At 71.9% G+C, this 17,752-nt stretch carries 12 protein-coding genes; 7 read left to right on the top strand and 5 right to left on the bottom strand.

Features of this window, described 5'->3' with window-relative positions; all coding sequences use genetic code 11:
* On the bottom strand, positions 1–2,916 hold a 2,916-nt coding region (locus AOK23_RS20850), incomplete at its 3' end, for an nSTAND1 domain-containing NTPase (protein ID WP_055714208.1).
* Positions 2,917–3,235: 319 nt separating this feature from the next.
* On the opposite strand from AOK23_RS20850, the gene AOK23_RS20855 reads away from it, so the two are divergent.
* On the top strand, positions 3,236–4,306 hold the full coding sequence (locus tag AOK23_RS20855; protein WP_055714209.1) for a hypothetical protein: 1,071 nt from the start codon (positions 3,236–3,238) through the stop codon (positions 4,304–4,306).
* A 114-nt stretch (positions 4,307–4,420) separates the two neighbouring features.
* Positions 4,421–5,641: a glycoside hydrolase family 64 protein gene (locus AOK23_RS20860; RefSeq protein WP_055714210.1), complete on the top strand. Its 1,221-nt coding sequence runs from the start codon at positions 4,421–4,423 to the stop codon at positions 5,639–5,641.
* A gap of 74 nt (positions 5,642–5,715) precedes the next feature.
* On the opposite strand, the gene AOK23_RS20865 is transcribed toward AOK23_RS20860, so the two are convergent.
* The gene (locus AOK23_RS20865; protein WP_055714211.1) at positions 5,716–6,786 is read right to left on the bottom strand and encodes a LacI family DNA-binding transcriptional regulator; all 1,071 of its coding nucleotides are present in this window, start codon (positions 6,784–6,786) and stop codon (positions 5,716–5,718) included.
* A 153-nt stretch (positions 6,787–6,939) separates the two neighbouring features.
* On the opposite strand from AOK23_RS20865, the gene AOK23_RS20870 reads away from it, so the two are divergent.
* Positions 6,940–7,809: a hypothetical protein gene (locus AOK23_RS20870; protein ID WP_055714212.1), complete on the top strand. Its 870-nt coding sequence runs from the start codon at positions 6,940–6,942 to the stop codon at positions 7,807–7,809.
* A gap of 58 nt (positions 7,810–7,867) precedes the next feature.
* Here the strand turns inward: AOK23_RS20870 and AOK23_RS20875 are convergent, their stop codons facing one another.
* Complete coding sequence (locus AOK23_RS20875) at positions 7,868–8,905, bottom strand: multicopper oxidase domain-containing protein (protein ID WP_079049589.1); 1,038 nt, start codon at positions 8,903–8,905, stop codon at positions 7,868–7,870.
* A 195-nt stretch (positions 8,906–9,100) separates the two neighbouring features.
* Between AOK23_RS20875 and AOK23_RS20880 the strand changes: the two genes are divergently transcribed.
* The 3 genes from AOK23_RS20880 (at position 9,101) to AOK23_RS20890 (ending at position 16,000) form a co-directional block, all read left to right on the top strand.
* A complete protein-coding gene (locus tag AOK23_RS20880) occupies positions 9,101–11,590 on the top strand; it encodes a ThuA domain-containing protein (protein ID WP_079049590.1) in 2,490 nt (829 codons plus the stop codon).
* On the top strand, positions 11,590–13,791 hold the full coding sequence (locus AOK23_RS20885) for an OmpL47-type beta-barrel domain-containing protein (protein WP_206336249.1): 2,202 nt from the start codon (positions 11,590–11,592) through the stop codon (positions 13,789–13,791). Before AOK23_RS20880 ends, AOK23_RS20885 begins: the two co-directional genes overlap by 1 nt.
* 88 nt (positions 13,792–13,879) lie before the next feature.
* A complete protein-coding gene (locus tag AOK23_RS20890; protein WP_055714215.1) occupies positions 13,880–16,000 on the top strand; it encodes a HEAT repeat domain-containing protein in 2,121 nt (706 codons plus the stop codon).
* Positions 16,001–16,037: 37 nt separating this feature from the next.
* On the opposite strand, the gene AOK23_RS20895 is transcribed toward AOK23_RS20890, so the two are convergent.
* A complete protein-coding gene (locus tag AOK23_RS20895) occupies positions 16,038–16,628 on the bottom strand; it encodes a dihydrofolate reductase family protein (RefSeq protein ID WP_055714216.1) in 591 nt (196 codons plus the stop codon).
* Between the two features lie 125 nt (positions 16,629–16,753).
* Positions 16,754–17,143, bottom strand: coding sequence for a VOC family protein (locus AOK23_RS20900; protein WP_055714217.1), 390 nt, complete (start codon positions 17,141–17,143; stop codon positions 16,754–16,756).
* Between the two features lie 138 nt (positions 17,144–17,281).
* Here AOK23_RS20900 and AOK23_RS20905 point away from each other — a divergent pair.
* A partial coding sequence (locus AOK23_RS20905) for a TetR/AcrR family transcriptional regulator (protein ID WP_055714218.1) occupies positions 17,282–17,752 on the top strand: 471 nt, incomplete at its 3' end.

Raw genomic sequence — 17,752 nt, forward strand, 5'->3', positions numbered from 1 at the left:
GATGAGGTGTCCGCCGCGGGCCAGTCCGCGAACGGGCCCCGGAGTCATGCGGAGGGTGCGGCACGCGCCGGAGCCGCGGAACGCGATGGTGCCGTCGGCGGCCAGGGCCAGGCCGCCGGTACCGTACGCCGCCGCCCGGGGTGGTTCGCCGTCCGTCCCGCAGCCGTCGGCCAGCCAGCCGGAGGTGTCCCACAGGGCGGCGGTGTGGTCGCTCGCCCCGCTGGCGAGCAGTCCGTCGCGGGAGAAGGACACCGCGTGCACGGAGGCGCTGTGGCCGCCGAGCGAGGCGAGTCGGCGGCGGGCGGGGACGTCCCACAGCAGGACCTGTTGGTCCTCGCCGGCCGAGGCGAGCACTCTTCCGTCCGCGCGAAAGGCGAGGCGCCAGACCTCTCCCTCGTGTCCCTCCAGGACCCCGGCGGGCCGCCAGTCGGAGGTGCGCCAGAGCCGGACGGCGCCGTCCCTGCCCGCCGCGGCCAGCAGGGTGCCGTCAGGGCTGAAGTCGACGTCGAAGACGTCCTCCGACCCTCCGTCGAGGCGGAGCGCGTCAGTGGTGAACCCCTCGTCCGACCGTCGCCACACGTGGATCTTCCCGTCCCACCCGGCACCGGCGACCGTCTTGAGGTCGGGGTGCAGGGCGAGCCCGACCAGACGGGTGGTGGCGACGGGCGACGAGATCCTCCGCAGCCCGTCCACGCGTCTGAGCTGGACCCCGGCCCCGGCCACGGCGACCACGCCGCCGTCCCGGCTGAACTCCAGCGCGCCCAGCGCGGGTGAGCCGGGCGGTGCGGCGGCCGTACGGGCGAGCCGACGTCCGGTGCGGGCGTCCCACAGCCGGAGGGTGCCGTCCTTGCTGATGCCCGCGACCCTGGTGCCGTCCGGGCTGACGGCGACCGCGTGGAGCTTGCCGGGGAGGCCGTCGATCACATGCCTCGGCCCGTGACGGTCCACGTCCCAGATCAGCGCGTGTCCGTTCTCGTCGCCGCTCACGAAGACGCGGCCGTCGTCGCTGAGGCCGGCCGACCACAGCATGTCCTGGTGGCGGCGGTCGGCCAGACGTGCCACGAACCCCTGGGCCTGGGTGTTGAGCAGGGCACCCCGTGACTGCGGGGTCCGCTCGTGCTCGTACGCCGCCACGGCGAGCAGCGCGGACAGCTCCGGCCGGGCGTGGGCGAGCCGTCGTGCCTCGCTGGAGAGGAGCGCGGCCATTGCCCGGTGCTCCTGTCTCTCCGCCTGGCCGGTGCGCCACTGGGCCTCGGCCGACTTGCGCACCGCGACCAGGCCGCTCGTCAGGGCGAGGACCAGGAGCACGGCGAGCCCCGCGACCAGTTGCCGCAGTCTGCGGTTGCGTCGGCGCTCGGTCTCCCGTTCGCCCTCCTCGTGCCGTCGGCAGGCGCGCAGGAACTCTCGCTCCACCGGCCGCAGCACGGGGTGCGCGCCGGTCTGTTCGCACGACCACTCCGACACCGCGGCCAGCCGGGCACCGCGCAGCAGGAGAGAGGTGTCCCTGCCGTCCTCGTGCCAGACCCGGGCCGCCTCCGCGAGCCTCTGGTGCAGCCTGAGGCGGGCACGGTCGCCGTCGATCCACTCGCGCAGTCGCGGCCAGGCCCACAGCAGGGCCTCATGGCTGATCTCCGCGTGGTCGGCGTCGGCCGTCAGCAGCCGGGCACCGGTGAAGGCCTCCAGCACGGCCACGACGTCCTCCGCCCGCGCACCGGCGACGCCCGCCGTGGTCAGCTCGATCAGTTCGTCGCGGGCGGCGCGGTTGCGGGTGTCTTCCCCCGCGTCTCCCACGTGCACCATGTTCAGCAGGAGGGTGCGGGCGATCTCCCGGTGCTCCGGGGGCAGCTGTCCGTGCACGCGTTCGGCGGTCGCGGCCACCGCCTGGTGCACACCGCCGGTCCGCTCGTACCCCGCGACGGTCAGGGTGTCGTCCGCTCGCTGCTGCCATGTGGCGCGCAGCGCGTGGGAGAGCAGGGGCAGGGTCGCGGCTTCGGACGTGCCCGTTCCGCCGACGGCCCCGAGGTCACGCATCAGCACCTCGACCAGGCCGGGCTCCAGGGCGAGTCCCACGGCGGCGGCCGGTTCGGTGATCGCGCGCCGGAGCTCCCCGGGGCCCATGGGGGCGAGCGGCAGCGTCCGCGCGCGCAGCGCGGCGAGCAGCGGCGGATGGGCGAGGCAGTGGCCGTAGAAGTCGGCCCGCAGACCGAGCACGACGGGCAGGCCGTCGGCGGCCCGTGCGCACAGCTCCGCGATGAACGCCGCCCGCTGCGGCTCGTCGAGGCAGAGGGCGAACAGTTCCTCGAACTGGTCGACGATCACCAGGGCGTACGACTCCAGCGGCCGTCGTCCGACGTGGGAGCGCAGTTCCTCCGAAGGCCGGGCGGTGGGCGTCATACGGAGCACCGTGGGAGTGCCGGGCTGCCGTTCGGGCAGTGCGCCGCGGGTGACCGCCACGGCCAGCCCCGCCTGCAGCAGCGACGACTTGCCGACGCCCGACGGGCCGATCACGACGGCCGGGTGTCCTGCAGTGCGGGGGTCGGCCAGCAGCCCGAGCAGGTCGGCGACCGCCCGCTCCCGGCCGAAGAACCACGGCGCGTCCTCCGCCCGGAACGAGGTCAGTCCGGGGTACGGGCAGCGGCCCGCGCTCGGTCCCGCCGCGAGGGCGAACAGGGCGCCGCCCGCGCCGAGCGCCTGATCACAGGCCCGTGCGAACGCCTCGCTGGGCCGCTGCAATCCGCGCTCCAGGCGGCTCAGGTACCCCTTTCCCGTGCTCAGCCTGTCGGCGAGCGCCGCCAGGGCCATCCCGTGCGCCTGCCGCCGTCGGCGCAACTCGCCGCCGAACGTGATGTCCTCCGGCGTCCTGGCGCCGCTTCCCGCGGCACTCCCCTTCGCCCCGTCGTGCTCCTCGGATTCCACCGCACACCCTCCCGGCCGCTCAGGACGAGTCCCCGTCGCCCCACCCCCTGTCTACGGCACCGGGACAGGCCGACAACAGCACGTCAGGAAACCATCACTGAAAGTGATGAATCCAGGTCAGGAGGCCTCCCCTACCCCTGTGCGTCCGAAGCGGAGGCGGGCGGTGACGGCTCGCGCGGCGGACCGGGGGCGCGTTCCTGCGCCGCTCCGTCGCGCACCGCCTCGGCGCGCCGGGGCATCGCGCCGAGCGCCGAAGTGTCTTCAAGGGTGTCGCGGGGCCGACCGGGCCATGGTCGTCAGCGTGATCAGAAAGCTACGTATGTCACTGCTGCCCCTGGTGCTGGCACTGCCCGCTGTCGCGCCGGCCCAGGCGGCGCCCGGCGACCTGCCGGGCGGCAAGTCGAACTTCGTCGTCTCCACCGGGTACCTGACGGGTGCGTCTCCCCGGAACTGGGTGCGTCTCGGCTGGTACCGGTTCGACGCCGGCTCCGGCACGGTGTCGGCTCGGACCTACTACTGGAACCAGCGCCACCCGGCCAAGAGAATTCCCTCCGGCACCACTCCGGGCACGGACTGCGCGCCCGGCGAGAAGGCGAGGCCCCCGGGCGTGCGGCGGTGCCCGGTCATGACCGTCGACGGCTTCCGCGACGACGCCACCGAGCGACGGAAGGGCGCCTACAGACTGGGGAGCGAACGGATCGACGGCGAGCAGGCCCCCACCGTGCGGATCGAGTGGGCCACGGACACACCGTGGACGGAGACATGGCGGGTCCGGCCGGGAGCGGGAATCGCCCGTCTGGAGTTCGTGCGCTCGACGAAGGCGACCTCCGGACAGGGCTACGGCAGCAACGCCCCGTTCACCGAGCGCCGGGCGATGGAGACAGTGCGCCGACACAAGCCGCGGATCCACCTCGACCTGGACTCCTGGGAGCACGGCAAGGCCCAGCCCCCGGAGACGGGCGGGTTCGGGCAGGGCAACTTCACCGTGTGCGGCGGCCGCGCCACGTACTGCATGACGTACCTGCAGCCGCCGAAGGCAGGCAACTGCGGGAGGGGATGCGGACAGGCCGCGGGGGACACGACCATCCAGTACTACCTGACCCGGGTGGGCGTCCACGATCGCCGCGACACCTACTGGCACTGGTGCACCTGCCTCGCTCCCGCCGATCCCTCCGTGTGCTACGGGGGCAATTCGCATGTGAAACCCATGCTCCAGGTCATCGACGACTCCCGGACCTTCCGGGGGTGGGTCGGCGTGGAGGCGTCGTTCTCCCCGGCCGGCAAACGGGACGACGACATGCTGGGCGTCTTCCGGATGACGGACTGGCCGAAGCCGCGCGCCGAGGACCGGCCCACCCGCCGTCAAGTCCCGAACACCGAAAAGTCCTGAGAGCGCTCTCAGTCATAAGTCTTGACGGCTCAACCTCCCCTGGGAACAGTGGGGGCACCACAGCAGGGGCCCCACCCCCTGTGCCTCCACTCCCCACTCCCAGGAGGCCCCACCATGCTCTCTCGTCGTACTTTCCTCGCCGGAACCGCCGCCGTGATCGGCGCGCCCATGGCTGGGAGCGCTCTCACCACTCCCGCCCGGGCCGCCGCGCCCACCACCTGCCAACTGGCCCTGCGCAACGCCTCGTTGCCGGGCACGGTCCGGGCGTACGTCACCGGGCACGAACAGGCGACCGGCGCCTGGGTGCTGCTACGGGCCAACGGCAGCGTCTACCGGCCGGCCTCGCCGTCGGCGCCGCACACACCGCTGCCGGTGGACTGTGCCATCCCGCTCGGCCCCGCCGGCTCCGCGCCCGTCGTGCTGACACTCCCCCAGATGTTCGGCGCCCGTGTCTACTTCGTGCGCGACAACACCCTCGACTTCTTCCTCAACCCCGGCCCGGCGCTGGTCGAGCCGGCGTTCGCCACCCCCGCCGACCCCAACTTCGGCAGGACGTGGTCGTTCTGCGAGTTCACGTTCGACACCACCCAGCTGTTCGCCAACATCAGCTACGTCGACCTGGTGACGGCCCTCCCCATCGGCCTCACCCTGGAGGGCGACGCCACGCACACCGTGGCCCCGTTGCCGAGCGGCGCCGTGGACCGGATCGCCTCGGACCTGGTGGCCCAGGCCGCGAGGGACGGGCAACCGTGGGACCGGCTCGTCATCCGGGGCGGCGACGGCAGGGTCCTGCGGGTCATCTCCCCGCAGAACCTGATGGCGCCGCACTTCGACCGGCCGGACCAGATGCCGTTCCGCTCCTACTGGGACGCGTACGTCAACCAGGTGTGGGACAAGTACCGTTCGACCGACCTGCGGATCGACCTCCAGGGCGGCCGGGGCGTGCTCACCGGCCGGGTCGTCGGCGACCGTCTCACCTTCACCGGGGGCCACTCCTTCGCCAGGCCCACCTCGAAGGACATCTTCACCTGCAACCACGGCCCGTTCGCCAACAACCCCGGCGACCCCGACCCCAAGAAGGCCCTCCTCGCCCGGATCGCCGCCGGGTTCAACCGCTCACTCATGCTCACCCACCCCACGCAGCCGAACGGGTCCACGGCGAACGACTACTACCGGGGAACCGTGACCAACCACTGGTCCCGCGTGGTGCACGCCAACTCGCCCATCGGATACGCGTTCCCGTACGACGACGTACGACCCGACGGCCAGCCGGACGTCTCCGGCGCGGCACACGACGGCAACCCGCGACGGTTCACGGTCACGGTGGGCGCGTAGGCCGCGTGAGCCGCGCACCCGTGCAGGTCCGGCCCGTCCGGCCGGTCCGGCAGACAGGTCCTGGGACCCGCGGCTCACGCGGAGGCGCGGCGGACCAGTGTCGTCGGGAGGACGACGCTGGACGGCGCGCCGCCCAGGCCCTCGCCGGGACCGGGGTGCGCGGCCTCGTCCCGGCCGCGTCGGTCGAGGCCCCGCAGGAGGAGTCGGGCCATCAACCGCCCCATCTCCTCTATGTCCTGACGGACCGTCGTCAGGGGCGGGTCGGCGCCCTCCGCCACCGGCAGCATGTCGTCGAAGCCGACCACGGCCACGTCCTCCGGCACCCGCCGCCCCCGTTCCCGCAGGACCCGCAGGGCACCGGAGGCCGAGAGGTCGTTCGCGGCGAACACCGCGTCCACCTCGGGGCAGCGGTCGAGGAGGACGCGCATCGCGCGCTCACCGCCGGCCGGGGTGAAGTCGCCCTCCACGATCAACCGGGGGTCGGCGTCGACCATGACGTCGCGGAAGCCGTCGAGGCGGTCGACCGCGGAGGTCTGGTCGAGGGGGCCGGTGATGTGGGCGACCCGGGTGCGGCCGAGTCCGACGAGATGCCGTACGGCGTCCCGCGCTCCGCCCCGGTTGTCGCTGTCGACGTAGACGGTGGGTCCGTCGCCGCGCGGGCCGTCGCCCCAGCCGGGCCGTCCGCCGAACACGGTCGGCACACCGGCGCCCCGGATCAGTCCCGGCAGCGGGTCGTCGAGGTGCAGGGAGAAGACGAGCGCCCCGTCGACATGGCCGCCCGCGAGATACCGGCCGACCCGCGCGTAGTCCTCGGGCCCCTCGGTGAGCAGCAGGACGAGCTGGGAGTCGTGGGCGGTCAGTTCCTTGCTGATCCCGCGCAGTTGGAGGGCGAAGAAGGGGTCCGCGAAGACCCTGGTCTCCGGTTCGGCGATCACGACGGCCACCGCGTCGTGGCGCCGGGTGACCAGGCTGCGGGCCGCCTGGTTGGGGACGTAGCCGAGTTCCTCGACCGCCCGGCGCACCCGCTCCACCAGCGGCTCGCGGACGCCGTCGCCCCCGTTGACGACTCGGGACACGGTGGCCCGTGACACCCCGGCGCGCGCGGCCACGGCCTCCAACGTGGGACGCGACACTGCCTCGGTCACTTCGGGACTCCTCAAGAGCGGGTGGGGATCAGGATAGCCGCGGCCGGGCCGGCCTGAGAGCGCTCCCCGATCGGGTGGAGGCGTCCGCCGGAATTCGGTTGCGCCGGGGTCGGGGCGGCCGTGAGGATCACCTTATGACCATGAGAAAGGCCCATGACGCCTGACCGCCTCGCCCCGTACGCCCGTCTCCCCCGCGCGTACGACGATCTACGTCTTCTCGACAGCACGGTCGACGCCTTCGGCCGCGCCCACTGGCTGCTCCGGAAGCCCACGGAAACACCGGGACAGTACGACGCGGTGGTCGTCACCGTCGACGACGGCGCCTCGTACGCGACCGCGCTCAGTTCGGTGTCGGCCCGCCACCCCAGGATCGACGCGCTCCCGGACGGCGGCTTCGTCGTCGCCGACGCGCGCAGCGGAACGGGTGACGAGCAGGTCCAGGTCTTCGACGCGCTGGGTCGCCCGTCCTGGACGTTCCGCGTCGGCGACGCCATCGAGCATCTGCTGACCGACGAGTCCGGCGACCTGTGGATCGGCTACTTCGACGAAGGCGTGTTCGGCGGTGATCCCCTCAGCGCGGCGGGCGCGCGCCGCTGGAGCGCCACGGGCGAGGCCCTGTGGGCGTACAGCCCGCCGCCCGGCGGTGACTGGATCGCCGACTGCTACGCGCTGAACGTGGACCGTCGCGCCGCCTGGGTGTATCCGTACACGTCCTTCCCCCTGGTGGAGGTACGGGACGGCCGACCGCCGCGCCTGCGGACGACTCCGGTCCGGGGCGCGTCCGGCGTGGCCGTGGACGGGGAGCGCGTCGCGTTCCTCGGCGGGTACCGCAAGGACCGCGACCGCCTGGTCCTCGGCTCGCTCGGCGACGCCACCGTCGACGTCGTGAGCACCAGCCGTGTGGCGTGTGCCGACGGCACTCCGCTGTACCACCGGCGACACGTCGTGTCGCGGGGGCCGCGTCTCTACGTCCGGGAGCGGTCGAGCACCGAGTGGGGCGTGCTGGACATCAGCGGGAGCTGAGGCGGGGCGCACGGGGGGGCGAGGTCCGCGCGGTCGCGTCCGACCGCGCGGACAGGGCTCAGTGCGCGTGCTCTTGCTTGCGCTCCGGCTTGTGCTCCTGCTTGCCCTGTCGCTTGTTCTCTTGCCTGTGCTCGTGCGGCTCGTACCCCGGGATCGTGCCGTCCGGCTTGCGGACCAGGAACAGGCCGACCATGCCCATGTCGGAGTGGCTCTGGACGTGGCAGTGGTACATCCAGGCGCCGGCTCCGACACCCTCGCCGGCGATGATCTGGAAGCCGAACGAGTCGGCGGGGCCGCAGATCTTGTTGTCGATGACCTGACTGGGGTCGTCGGGGCCGGTCAGCTGGCCCGTGCGGTTGTCGGCCCAGCGATGTCCGTGCAGGTGGAAGGTGTGGTAGTACTCCCCGTGGGTGATGACGACCCACTCCACGCGGTCGCCTACCGTCGCGTCGAAGTTCGGTCCGGTGTGGGCCGGCTTGTTGTTGATGAGCATGTCGTTGAAGACGACGGTGACGGTCTTGTCGGGCAGGACGTCACCCTTGCGACGGACGATCACGGGGCCGTAGAGGCCCTTGCGGATGCCGGTCGTGCCGTGCTCCGTGCCGACGACATGGTCGTGGTAGTGCCAGTACCCGGCGCTGCCCGCCCGCCAGGTGCCGTCCTTGCGCCGGCCGGGTGTGTGCGTCCGCCAGGTGTACGTACGCGTGCCGCCGGGCTCGACGTCGCTCTTGTTGAGGGCGGTGCCGTCACTGGAGGTCTCGTAGTCCAGGCCGTGGACGTGCAGGCTCGCCCGTACGTCCATGGTGTTCTCGAACTCGATGTGCAGCGTGTCGCCTTCGTTCAGTTCGATCAGCGGGCCGGGGACGGACGCCTTGCCCTTCTCCAGGCCGTAGCCCATCTGACCGTCCGCCAGTTTCTCGGCGTACAGCTTGATGTGCCGGACCTCGCCGCCGGCGGGGGCGGTCCGCGCGGTGGTGTCGGCGCTCACGGCCTCGGGGGCGCCGATGGTGTCGATGGTGACGGACAACGATGTCGCGGCGGCCGCGCCACCCAGCAGCAGCCGTCGGTTGAAGCCTCGTCTGTCCAGACCGTCCATCCGGAACTCCCCATGCGAGTACGGCATTTACGACAACGCGCCTGAGTCTGTGGTGAACCTGTGAGACGGTAGCGGCACCCCAGGTGTTTATCCACACCCAGGACAAAGTTTGTGGCATTCCGGTCATAGGTATTGGCGTGCCGCGCAAAGGGGTCTAACTTCCTTGGCGCTGTGGCTGTGACCGAGGAGGTGCCCATGTACTTACGAGGGTTGAGCGACACGAGAACGCGGGGAAGACGGCCCTGGGCGGCCGTCGTGACCGCCTCGGTCCTGGCCGCGGGGCTGCTGTCCGGCCCCGCGGCGCATGCCCGGCCTGCGCCGGAACCCACGCTGACAACGATGTCGATCACATCACCCCCGGGCGGCTCGGGCCCGCGGGTGCTGGTCTTCCACGGCTCGGCGGCCGCCGGTGAGGAGTCGCCGCTCGTCAACGCCGGGATCGAGGCGATCGAGCGGATCGGGCTGTCCGGGCCCGCGGCCGAACGGTTCGAGGTCGTCGCCACCGACGACGCCTCCGTGTTCACCGACGGGGCCCGCCTCGGCGGCTTCAACGCGGTGGTCTTCCTCACCGGCGGCGGCGACGTCCTCGACCCGGAGCAGGAGGCGGGCCTGGAGGCGTACATGGAGGCGGGCGGCGGTTTCGTCGGCATCCATGACGCGGCGCGCGCCGAGCCGTACTCCGACTGGTTCACCGGGCTGATCGGCGCGCGGCCGGCCGCGTCGAGCCCGACGTCCGTGCAGCGGGCGACGGTCGAGGTCGGGGACCGGCGGCACCCGGCCACCAAGGACCTGCCGGTGCAGTGGAAGCGGCCCGACAAGTGGTTCAACTGGGTGAAGAACCCGTCCGGCGCCGTCCACACCGTGGCCCGGGTCCGCGAGTCCACGTATCGGCCGGGTGCGAGCGCCAACGGCTGGGACCATCCCGTGAGTTGGTGCCGTGACTACGACGGCGGCCGCTCCTTCTACACGGGCATGGGCGGGACGGTGTCGGCGTACGACGAGACCGACTTCCGTACGCATCTGCGGGGCGCCCTGCTGTGGACGTCCCGGCTGACCCGGGCCGACTGCAAGGCGACGATCGACGCGAACTACAAGGCGGAGCGGCTGACCCGGCCCAACCAGCCCGGGCAGAACGACCAGATCGGCGAACCGCACGGCCTGGTCACCGCCCCCGACGGACGTGTCCTCTACATCGGTCGCGGCGGCGCGGACTCCTCGCAGCCGGTGGTCACCGACTGGAACGACCCGGACATCGGCAAGGGCAAGGGCGAGGTCCACGTCTACGACCCGCGGACCAAGCAGGTCACCCTGGCCGGCGCCCTCACCGTCTTCGGCAACAAGGGCGGCGGCGACGAGCTGATCAAGGTCGAGGAGGGGCTGCTGGGCATCGAGCTGGACCCCGGCTTCCAGCAGAACGGCTGGGTGTATCTGCACTACACGCCGCACGAGCGGATCAACCGCGACACCCGGATGGCCGAGCGCCGCGTCTCCCGCTTCACGCTCGACCTCGCGACCAACAAGCTGGACCTGGGCAGCGAGAAGGTGCTGCTCACGTGGCCGGTGCAGATCCACAGCTGCTGCCACGCGGGCGGCGGGATGGCCTGGGACTCGCGGGGCAACCTGTACATCGCGACCGGCGACAACAACTCCAGTGGCTTCAGCGCCGGCTACTCGGGCAACAACCCGCAGCCGAACTACAAGGGCGTGTCCTTCGCCGACGCGCGCCGCACGGCAGGGAACACCAACAACCTCAACGGCAAGATCCTGCGCATCCACCCGGAGCCGGACGGCACGTACACCCTGCCCGCCGGCAACCTCTTCACCGGGAAGGAGACCGACGAGGGCGGCGGGAAGACGCGTGGTGAGATCTATGTGATGGGTGTCCGGAACCCCGCGCGGATCTTCGTCGACAGGAAGACGGACGTCCTCTACGCCGGCTGGGTCGGCCCGGACGCCTCGACGCCGTCGACGACCTGGGGCCCGGCGAAGTACGACACGTTCGCCGTCATCACCGAGGCGGGCAACCGGGGCTGGCCGTACTGCATGGGCAACGAGCAGCCGTACCGGGACCGCAATCTGCCTGACCCGTCGAAGCCGCTGGGCTGGTACGACTGCGACCACCCGAAGAACGAGTCCCCCAACAACGACGGGCTCGTCAACCTGCCCCCGGTGACCGGCAACACCATCTGGTACTCACCGCAGGGCGGCGCCCCCGACTTCCCGAGGGACGCGAACGGCGTCCCCTCCTACAGGAGCGAGGACGCCACGTACCTGCTGCCCTGGCTGAAGGGTGGTGGACAGGCCGCGATGAACGGCCCGGTCTACCGCCACGACCCCGCCGCGACGGGCTCCGGCCAGTGGCCCGCGTACTGGGACGGCAAGTGGTTCGTCGGCGACTTCTACGACGCCGACCAGCCGCGGCACGCCGTGCTCACCGACCCGAAGAACCACGGCAGCGGCGGACTCCCCGTCCACGCCGAGACGCTGAAACGGATCATCCCGGTCGGCAACGACGGCATCAGGAACCTCATGGACTGGAAGTTCGGGCCGGACGGGGCCCTCTACCTCCTCGACTACGGGCGCGGCTTCTTCACCTCCGACGCCAAGTCCGCCCTGTGGCGGGTGACCTACACGGGCGGCGGCCCCACGCCGTCCGCCGACCAGCTCGCGAGGGGTGCGCGGTGATGCGGGAGAGACGTTTGTGGGTGGCCCTGGGGGCGGCCCTGCTGATGATGCTCGGTCTCACGGCGACGCCCGCCTCCGGGCGGGCCGAGCCGGCCGCCGAGGCCGCGGCCCAGGTGCTCACCTGGACCGCGGGCGACGACATCACCAAGTACACGACCGCCCCGAAGAGCGCGGTGGCGGGCGTGACGACCATCGTGTTCGAGAACAGCACGGCCACCGGCAACACGATGGGCATGCCGCACACCCTGACGTTCGACGTCTCGGATCCCGAGTACAACCACGACGTCCCGCTGAACATCCTGGCCAACCCGAACGACGACCGGGGCGGCCGCCACACCGCCGAGGTCACGCTCACCCCCGGGCGCTACCGCTACTACTGCACCATCCCCGGCCACGGGCAGATGCAGGGCATCCTCGTGGTCACCGAGGGCACCGGCGAGGACACCACCGCGCCCGAGACCTCGGCGGCCGTGAGCGGCACCCGGAACTCGCAGGGCGCGTACGTCGGTTCGGCGACCGTCACCGTCACCGCGACCGACACGGGCGGCTCCGGGGTCGAGCGGATCGAGTACGCGACCGGCGACTCGGGCGCCTGGGTGCCGTACACCACCCCCGTCGTGACGGACCGGGTGGGCAGCCACAAGGTCCGCTACCGGGCCGTCGACAAGGCGGGCAACACGGCCGCCGAGAAGAGCGTCGAGTTCACCGTCGTCGCCCCGCCCACGGACGACACCACCGCGCCGGAGACCTCGGCGACGGTGACCGGTGAGCGCAACGCGCAGGGCCAGTACGTCTCCATGGCTACCGTCACCGTCTCCGCGTCGGACACCGGCTCCGGGGTCAACACCGTCGAGTACGCGCTCGGCGACTCGGGCGCCTGGCGGCCGTACACGGCTCCGGTGATGGTCCACGAGGTCGGCACGCACACCGTGCGGTACCGGGCGACGGACAAGGCGGGCAACGTCTCGGCGGAGAAGAACGTCGGGTTCACGGTCGTGGCCCCGCCCGCCGCCGACACGACACCGCCGGTGACCGGGGTGACCGTCGAGGGCGAGCGGAACGCGGCCGGCGCCTACCTGAGGAACGCGAAGGTCACCGTCAGCGCCACGGACCACGGCGGGTCGGGTGTCGCCGGAATCGAGTACTCCCTGGACGGCGGCCCCTATCTCGTCTACACCTCCCCCGTGGTCGTCGACCGCGCGGGCACGCACACCGTGGCGTACCGGGCGAGCGACAGGGCGGGCAACACCGCCCCCGCGCGCTCGGCGACGTTCACGGTCGTCGCGGGCGGCGGCGTCCCCGCACCCAACTGTGCCGAGTACGACGAGCGGTTGACGGTGTTCGTCGGCACGGTCGACTCGGGCGTGCCGAACCGGGTGACCAACAACCGGTGCCGCGTCAACGAGTTGATCGAGGACGAGAAGGAGTGGACGTCCCACGCCCTGTTCCTGAAGCACGTCGACACCGTGCTCGACAGGCTGCTGAAGGACGGGGTCGTCGATCAGCGCGAGTACGACGCGGTGAAGGAGGCCGCGGCGGAGTCCGGCATCGGCAGGCCCGGGCAGACCGGGGGCTACCGCACGATCCTCGACGGCACGGCCGAGTCGTTCGCCAAGTGGCAGCAGGTGGGCGGCGGTTCGTTCGCCCGGAACGCCGACGGCTCGATCACGTCCGGAACGACGAAGGACGGGCTGGGCATGCTGTGGTTCCCGGAGCGGAAGTACGGCGACTTCTCGCTGCGCCTGCAGTGGCGTGACGACGCGCCCGGCACATCCAACGCCAACTCCGGTGTGTTCGTGCGGTTCCCGTGGGTCCACGAGCACCCGGAGGAGTCACGGCCGGAGTGGGTCGCCATCAAGTACGGCCATGAGGTGCAGGTCCTGGACCGGCCCGACGGCGACATGTACAAGACGGGGTCGGTCTACGGCTTCGACCGGGTGGGGCTCGCCGGCGCGGGCGTCACCCAGAAGGGCACCTGGAACGACTACGAGATCCGCGTGGTCGACCAGCACTACTCGGTGTACCGCAACGGGGTGCTGATCAACGAGTTCGACAACACCGGCGGCCAGGACTTCGCCCCGCCCCGCGCCGACGACCCGGGCACGGACGGGCGGCGGTTCGCCTCCGGCTACCTCGGACTCCAGGTGCACGGCACGACGGACGTGGTCTCCTACCGGGACATCCGGATCAAGGAGCTGTAGCGCCCGCCCGCGCCCGGCCCGTTGTCAGTGGCGTACGGCATGCTGTGACCCGTGGCTGCCGTACGCCACCGCACAACGGGGAGGCTTCGTGCTCACGGGGATCGACGACGTCGACTGGGCGTCGATGGGGCATGCGTACACCGATTCCGCGACCGACGTCCCCGACCTGCTGTGGGGCCTGGCGTCGGAGGATCCCGCGCGGCGGGACATCGCGCTGGACGGCCTGTACGGGGCGGTGCACCACCAGGGCGACGTGTACGACAGCACGGTGGCCTGCATACCGTTCCTCTTCGAGCTGGCGTCGATGCCGGGTCTGCCGGACCGGGCGGCGATCGTGCGGTTGCTGTGCGGCATCGCCGGCGGGCGGGACCCCGACCCGGCCGAGCTGGACGCCCCGTTCGAGGACGAGCGGGAGAACGCGGCGTACGTCCAGCTGTATCTGGACGCCTGGGCCGGGGTCCGGGAGCGCGCCGACGCTTTCCTCGCGCTGCTCGGCGACCCGGATCCGGAGGTGCGCGCGGCGGCCGCCGAAGCGCTGGCCGAGGTGCATCCGCAACCCGCGCGGGTGTTCGACGCGTTGCGTGGGCGGCTTCCGGTGGAGCGGGACCCTGGGGCGCTGCGTGCCCTGGTGGGGGCGATCGGCGAACTGGCCGGCGCGCACCCGGAGCAGTTGGGTGACACGGCCGAGCCCGTCCTGCGCGAGATGGTGCTCTCGGGCGGTGCCGATCACGAACTGCGGCTGGCGGCTCTCGTCCAGCTGGCGCGCTGCGCCCCGCGGGCCCTGCCCGCCAACGGTGTGCGGATCGCCCTGGACACGCTGCGCTCCGCGTACGAGCGGAAGGCGTCCGCCGCCCGCGCGGCCGAGCCGGCCCGGGAACGCCCGCGGACGGACACGATGGTGTCGTACCTGCGCGACCTGGAGGCCACGCACTACGCGCTCGCCGACACGGACGCCACTCCCGACCTCCTCCTGGAGCTGCACCACGCGCTGGGCGACCGGACCGACCTGCGGTTCCCGCTGCTCCTCGGGCAGTTGGGGAGCGCGGACTGGGGTCAGCGCATGGCGGCGATCAGGATGGCCGGGGCGCTGATGACGGGCTGGCGGATCCCGGACGACGAGCCGCTGATCGCGCTCGCCGGGCAGCTGCGGGAGCCCGAACTCCGCCTGAACAAAGCCGCGTTGACCGAGCTGCGGTATCTCGCGCCGGTCGCCCGGGTGGTGGCCGACGACGTGGTGGCGTTCGTCGAGGACTGGTGGGAGAGCGGGCGGACCGAGTCGATGGACGGCCTGCGCTGGCTCGACACGGCGATCGGCAGGGCCATGGAGGTGCTGGCGCTCCAGGGCGACGACCGGGCGTTGAACGCCCTGAAGTCCGTCCTGAGCCGGCTGGACCCACCGGAGGAGACCGAGCGGTGGCTGACGGCCTACGGGCCGGAGGCGGGCGCGGAGCTGGGCCCGGTGCTGCACGAGCGGCTCGCCGACCTCGACCCGGACGACCGGGGCGTCACCCGGCGCCGGCTCCTCGACGGACTGGGCATTCTCCGGCACCAGGCGTCCCTGCCCCTGGTCGTCGCGGCGCTCCGCGACAGCGGCGACGACGCGGCGACCGGGCGGCACGCGCTGCGGGCCCTGGCCCGCTACGGCACGGCGGCGACGGAAGCCGCCCCGCTGCTGCGGGAGCGGGTCTCGGGCGCCGCCGCCTGCGATCCCGACCGCACCGAGGCCGCGGCGGCGCTCTGGGCGGTGACCGGCGACGCCGAGGCGGTGCTTCCCGCCCTGAGTGCCGGTCTGCGCTCCGAGTACCGGTACGAGCGGAGGGCCGCCCTCCAGGTGATCGGCTCGCTCGGCCCGGCGGCCGTGTCGCTCGCGGCGAGCCTGCGCGGACCCGAGCCACAGGGCGTCGACGAGGCCGTCGCCCTGTGGCGGATCACCGGAGAGGCGGAGGAAGCGCTGCCGGTGCTGTCGCACCACTGGACCGCCCAGCCGGTGCATCGCCCGGAGATCGCCGCCTGCCTGGTCGAGATGGGCCCCGCGGCGGCCCCGGCCCTCCCCCTCGTCCGGGCGGAACTGTCCTCACCCCGCCGCCACCGCACCGACACCACCCACGAGACGGCCCACGCCGGCGTGAACGTGCGAGGGGACGTGACGTCGGACGAGGAGTTGCTGAGGGATTGCCGGCGCATGGTGGCGGCGTTCGGGCCCGGCTGAGGTCGCGGGCGGACCCGTCGGGCTGGTCGAACCGCCCTCAGCCGCGGGTGTAGGTGAGGAACGCCGCCCCGCCCTCCAGGACGACGTGGTCCGTCAGGTTCCAGATGCGCGGGTCGAAGGCGGCCGAGCGGCCGAAGAGGGGGATCCCGGTGCCTATGGTCAAGGGGCCCAGTTTGACGATCAGTTGGTCGATCTCGTCGTACAGGACGCCCGCGAGTTCGCCCCCGCCGATCAGCCAGAGGTCCTTGCCGTCCTCCTGCTTCAACTCCCGCACCTTCGCCACCGGGTCGCTCGTGACCAGCTCCACGGCCGGGGCGGGGCTCTCGGTCATGGTGGTGGAGAAGACCAGGTGCCGCAGGTGCGGGTAGGCGTCGGCGATACCGGCCTTGAGGCCGATCTCATAGGTCTTGCGTCCTTCGAGGACGGTGTCGAAGTGAGTGCCCTCGGCCTCGACGGACAGAGCCTTCCTCGCCGGGGCGGGGAGGGTCTCGGGGTACTCCGCGGCGAGGTACTGCACATAGTCGCCGGTGACGGGCCAGAAGCCGTCAGGTCCCGTGGGGTCGGCACCGTCGGGCCCGGCGATGAAGCCGTCGAGGGTGGAGGCGATGTAGTACACGAGCTTGCGCACGAAGGATTCCTTCTGGATCGGTTGCCGGACCACGGTGGCGCACAGGGCGGATCGAGGCGAGCGAACGCGGATCGAGGCGATGGGGGCGGGCGACAGGTCCAGGGCCTCTTGCCGCCGGTTAGGGGTCAGCCGTGCTCGGACGCGGCCCACTCGACGAACTGGATGATCACCCCGTTGGGATCGGTGACCTGGAACAGGCGCTCACCCCACGGTTCCTCGCGCAACGGCATGGTGATCCGGACCCCGGCCTCCCGCAGCCGCTTCTCCTCGTCCCGCAGGCCGGAGGTGACGGTGAAGGCCAGGATCAGACCACTGACGCGCTGGTCACGCTGCTCGGGCGGCAGCACCTCGATACCGCGGGCGAGCAGGACGACATCGACCGCGTCGTCGTGCGACAGGGACACGAAGCCGTCGGCGGCGTGCCGGACGGCATAGCCCAGGTGGGCGGTGAAGAACTCCTGCGAACGAGTGACGTCGTCCACGGTCAGCGAGACGGTGGAGGCGGTGAACTGCACGAGACTCCCTGGATGCGGTGGGGACAGGCATACACCCGGCCCCCGCCGTCTGGTCGACGTAAACTTACTACCGACGTAAACTTACCCTTGACCATTCTTGGCGTCAACATAAAAATGCTACGGGGGTAAGATTCCGCCATGGCTACCCAGGTGTCGCCCCCCAAGGCCGGGCTTCGTGAGACGAAGAAGCAGGAGACCCGGCAGCTCATCTCCGACCATGCGACGCGGCTGTTCATCGCCCAGGGCTTCGAGCAGACGACCATCGCCGAGATCGCCACCGCCGCCCGCGTCGCCAAGAAGACCGTCACCAACTACTTCCCCCGCAAGGAAGACCTGGCGCTGGACCATCAGGACCAGTTCGCCACCTCACTGGCCCGAGCCGTCGACGCGCGACGCCCCGGTGAATCCGCGCTGGCCGCGCTGCGCCGGGCCTTCGCCGACTCCGTCGCCGCCCAGGACCCGGTCGCCGGGTTCTCCGGCCCGGAGTTCGCCCGCATGATCACCGACAGCCCCACCTTGAGCACATGCGTGCGAGGCCTCCACGACCAGCGGGCACACCACCTCGCCCGGGCGCTCGCCGAGGCCACCGGGGCCGACCCCGACGACATC

Source organism: Streptomyces torulosus (assembly GCF_001419765.1).
Lineage (GTDB): Bacteria > Actinomycetota > Actinomycetes > Streptomycetales > Streptomycetaceae > Streptomyces > Streptomyces torulosus.

Excerpts from the sequence above, each read along its gene's own strand:
- AOK23_RS20855 (WP_055714209.1), top strand. The coding sequence starts at position 3,236 with ATGTCACTGCTGCCCCTGGTGCTGGCACTGCCCGCTGTCGCGCCGGCC.
- AOK23_RS20860 (WP_055714210.1), top strand. The coding sequence starts at position 4,421 with ATGCTCTCTCGTCGTACTTTCCTCGCCGGAACCGCCGCCGTGATCGGC.
- AOK23_RS20870 (WP_055714212.1), top strand. The coding sequence starts at position 6,940 with ATGACGCCTGACCGCCTCGCCCCGTACGCCCGTCTCCCCCGCGCGTAC.
- AOK23_RS20875 (WP_079049589.1), bottom strand. The coding sequence starts at position 8,905 with ATGGACGGTCTGGACAGACGAGGCTTCAACCGACGGCTGCTGCTGGGT.
- AOK23_RS20880 (WP_079049590.1), top strand. The coding sequence starts at position 9,101 with ATGTACTTACGAGGGTTGAGCGACACGAGAACGCGGGGAAGACGGCCC.
- AOK23_RS20885 (WP_206336249.1), top strand. The coding sequence starts at position 11,590 with ATGCGGGAGAGACGTTTGTGGGTGGCCCTGGGGGCGGCCCTGCTGATG.